Below are 3,447 nucleotides of genomic sequence, written 5' to 3'. Positions count from 1 at the left end.
GGGACAGGCACTCCGGGACCCACTTGAGCATCATTTTGTGCTCAAATCGACTCATTTTTTGGGACAAGCGGGTCCCGGAAGAGCCAGTCCCCGTGCTACATGCAAAGCGCTAAACAGATACGTTACAGATAATTTTCAGCTTATTTGAACAATCATTGCGGGGAGGGCCGGTTCCCATGCCACATGCACAGCCCTGAACAGATAACCATCTACGGAGAGTGCTCATAGCCGGTGGAAACTACTGAACTGACAGTTCCGGGTGCCGGCCCGGACTTGAAAGGCTTGCCTTTACGACCCCCCGGAAACTTTAAGAGGCCTTCCAGGTTCTCCTGGGACAGTTTGAAGCGGATGTTCCGCTTCTGGTACTTAAAACTGCTCCGCATCAGGGACAACCCGCACAACGTGGCCATGGGGCTGTCCCTGGGAGTATTCGTCGGCTGTCTGCCCATCATCCCCCTGCAGACGGTCACCGCCCTGGTTCTGGCTTTCCTGCTCAGGTGCAGCAAGCTGGCAGCCGCTCTGGGCACCTGGATAACCAATCCCTTATATGCCCCTTTCGTTTATTATGGAATGTACCTGTTGGGCAGGACCATAATTCCTGTGGGCAAAAAAGAATTTGAGCCCGAGGAGTTGACTCTGTTAAACATCGTCAACCTGGGCTGGGATTTTTTGCTGCTCATGCTGGCAGGCGGGATAGTTGTGGGGCTGGTGCTTGCTTTTTTGACCTATGCAGTCAGCGTCCGCATGGTGTATGTCTATCGCAGGAAAAGAGCTCTGCGCATAAAGCTTAAACGCTCGAGGCCCAGATGAATCCTTCCAGGCCCAAAAAAAGTCTGGGACAGAACTTTCTTGTGGATTTGAATGTCGCCCGAAAAATAGTGGACCGCCTTGAGCCTGGTCCAGCGGACCAGGTTGTGGAGATTGGGCCTGGAAAAGGAGTTCTGACCAGACTTCTGGCGGGTAAGGCCGGCAGCATCCTGGCCCTGGAAAAGGACCGGAAGCTGGCTTTTGACCTGGAAAAGTATCCAGGGGTCCAGGTGATCAATATGGATGCTCTGCAGGTTGACTGGTCAAGGCTGGACAGAATGCCCGGGGTAAAGATAATCGGCAACCTGCCATACAATATCGCCCAGGTGTTGCTCTGGGATCTGGCGGCAGGCTGCAGGGGATTCAGCCGGGCGGTGGTCATGGTTCAAAAGGAGGCGGCGCAAAGAATCGCCGCTGCTCCCGGCGGCAGGCAATACGGGGCCTTGTCAGTCTGGATCCAGTCATTTACAGTTCCCAGAGTTCTCTTCAAAGTTCCGCCTGGGGTTTTCAGGCCCAGACCCAGGGTCGAGTCGGCTGTTATAGAACTACGTCCGCGCTTACAGGACAAATTTTTTTTTGTGCCTGAACACCTCTCAAAGTTAACCCGGATTTTATTTCAAAACCGTCGCAAACAACTGGGTAAAATAATTAAAACCTACTGGAATAACAAGACAAAATTTGTTTTTCACAGGTCAGGCCTGGATCCTACAACTCGGCCTGAGCAACTAAGCCCTGAACAATTGCAGGGTTTGTCAAGGCTGATTTTTTGAAGATAAGCAGGGCTGAGTCCAAAATTTGTCTTGACTTGAGGCATTTTTTTTTGTTTCTAGTAGTTGCTATGCTTGCATTTGTGGAAAAGTAAGTGTAATGACCTTTCCTATCCGGAAGGCGGTATCCTACAAAATAGTGATTCAAAAAGCGGGCAATGCCCGCAGTCCAGACTGATCAGAAAGGTGAAGAAGTTGTGACCACCGATCTCACCTCAGTTAACCGCTTCGCCTTCACTGCATTCATTGCCTCACGTCTATGGCGTGGCTGGCAGATTGATAAAGCCGACCACAGTAGAGTTTCAGCCCCCGGGCTATGCAAAGATATTCAACATGGCAGGACTTTCCTGAGGCAGGCAGGGGGGCAGGAGGAAGTCACTACCGCAGGACTGTATAGCTTATAACCCTGCAACGACACTTATAAAAATGTGCGTCCTGGTTAAATCGTGGTGCAAAAATTTTAGTTTGTCTGATGCGACTGCAAAAAGTCTTTTTTGTCATGCGAACCACGTGGAGCGCTTGGCAGGATTCAGGAGACACGGGCCGGTAACCGGTATAATCAAAGAGTCAAGTATTTGGTTTATTGCTGAATTATTCATGGACCGACTTTTTCCCAGGCACATCTTGTTATATGGTAAAACTATTGAAGGAGGAAGCAACTGATGACAAAAACTGATCTGGTATCCAAAATGGCGGAAAAGGCCAGCCTGACTAAAGCAGATTCCGAAAAGGCCCTGAATGCCTTTCTGGAATCTGTTCAGGACACATTGGTGAAAGAAGGCAAGCTGACCCTGACCGGTTTTGGGACTTTTGCTGTGGAAGAGCGCAAATCTCGCAATGGTCGCAATCCCCGCACTGGTGAAGAAATCAAGATCCCCGCCTGCAAGGTGGTCAAGTTCAGACCGGGCAAGATCCTCAAAGAAGCAGTCAAGTAAAAATTTTGACAGCCTGTGATTCACAGGTTGTCATCCTGTATTAAATTAAATAATATTGAAGAACCGGATTTTTCCGGGGGAGACGTCCTAAAGCGGTCTTTGCCCGCAACCCAAGATAAAGAAGTGCTCGTATCCCACACTTGGGACAGTCCCCGCGACAATACTGGAAAATATCAGGCAGGCAAGGCCTGGAAACAACAAATGTTTCTAATTTCAATCCCCACAAAGAAAAAAGAGAGGGCAAAGCTTGCCCTCTCTTTTTTCTTGCCAAGCATTCCAATCAGTTTTACTTTATTACTGTTTAGCGCTTTGTTATGTGGCACGGGGACCGGTTTGCACTTATTTTATGGCAGGGTATCTGTTTAGGCGCTTAGTGAAAATTTCAAACCAACATGTTGGTCGTTAAAATCGGTTTCTGGTTCCTGGTTCTTCGTTTCTGGTGACCTCCCGTTCTCAGGCTCCAGCCTGGGAGCGCTTAGTTCCTGCGGCACCAGCCGCTTCTTAAAAAATGTGGCTGGAGCTACAAAATAACGATGTCCCCAGGCTGGAGCCTGGGAACAAGAAAAGAAAAAATCCTTGCTTTAATGTTTGGGTTAATGTTTGCGGGGACATGCACCCCGGGATCTACCTGAGCATCATTTTGTGCTCAAAACGACTCATTTTTTGGGACAAGTGGGTCCCGGAAGAGTCGTCCCCATGCGACATGCAAAGCCCTGAACAGATCCCTGCAATTATCCCGGGCAGGTGCAGATAAGTCCCCTGCGCTACCTGAAGGTGCTCTACTGATACTGCCTGAAAATAATGCAGAGGCAACCATTCAGGGGGTCCTAGTTGTTGACTGCCGGTATACGGCCGACCCCCGGAACAGTTGCACGCAGATAGAGGGATGTTTTAAGTTTTTTTTAAGGAGGTGTTTCTTAGTGCCTGGTATTATCTTG

Annotated in this window: 3 protein-coding genes; all 3 read left to right on the top strand. The window is 49.4% G+C overall.

Annotated features, from left to right (window positions below; genetic code table 11):
• Positions 1-348: 348 nt before the first annotated feature.
• The 3 genes from QZP87_RS05665 to QZP87_RS05655 all read left to right on the top strand — a co-directional run bounded on the left by QZP87_RS05665 (position 349) and on the right by QZP87_RS05655 (position 2,509).
• The gene (locus QZP87_RS05665) at positions 349-810 is read left to right on the top strand and encodes a DUF2062 domain-containing protein (RefSeq protein WP_291321951.1); all 462 of its coding nucleotides are present in this window, start codon (positions 349-351) and stop codon (positions 808-810) included.
• Positions 807-1,577 carry a 16S rRNA (adenine(1518)-N(6)/adenine(1519)-N(6))-dimethyltransferase RsmA gene (gene rsmA / locus QZP87_RS05660; protein ID WP_291321950.1) on the top strand — a complete coding sequence of 257 codons (771 nt, stop codon included), beginning with the start codon at positions 807-809 and terminating at the stop codon, positions 1,575-1,577. Before QZP87_RS05665 ends, rsmA begins: the two co-directional genes overlap by 4 nt.
• Before the next feature lie 659 nt (positions 1,578-2,236).
• Positions 2,237-2,509 carry an HU family DNA-binding protein gene (locus tag QZP87_RS05655; RefSeq protein ID WP_291321949.1) on the top strand — a complete coding sequence of 91 codons (273 nt, stop codon included), beginning with the start codon at positions 2,237-2,239 and terminating at the stop codon, positions 2,507-2,509.
• The last annotated feature ends 938 nt before the right edge of the window (positions 2,510-3,447 follow it).

The sequence above is a fragment of the Desulfonatronospira sp. genome, from assembly GCA_003563255.1.
Taxonomy (GTDB): domain Bacteria; phylum Desulfobacterota; class Desulfovibrionia; order Desulfovibrionales; family Desulfonatronovibrionaceae; genus Desulfonatronospira.
Note: the sequence above shows the minus strand (reverse complement) of the source record. Positions and strands in the feature narration are given on the sequence as shown.

Bases quoted from the DNA above. Each gene is read 5' to 3' on its own strand.
- QZP87_RS05665 (WP_291321951.1), top strand. From the start codon at position 349: ATGTTCCGCTTCTGGTACTTAAAACTGCTCCGCATCAGGGACAACCCG.
- rsmA (WP_291321950.1), top strand. From the start codon at position 807: ATGAATCCTTCCAGGCCCAAAAAAAGTCTGGGACAGAACTTTCTTGTG.
- QZP87_RS05655 (WP_291321949.1), top strand. From the start codon at position 2,237: ATGACAAAAACTGATCTGGTATCCAAAATGGCGGAAAAGGCCAGCCTG.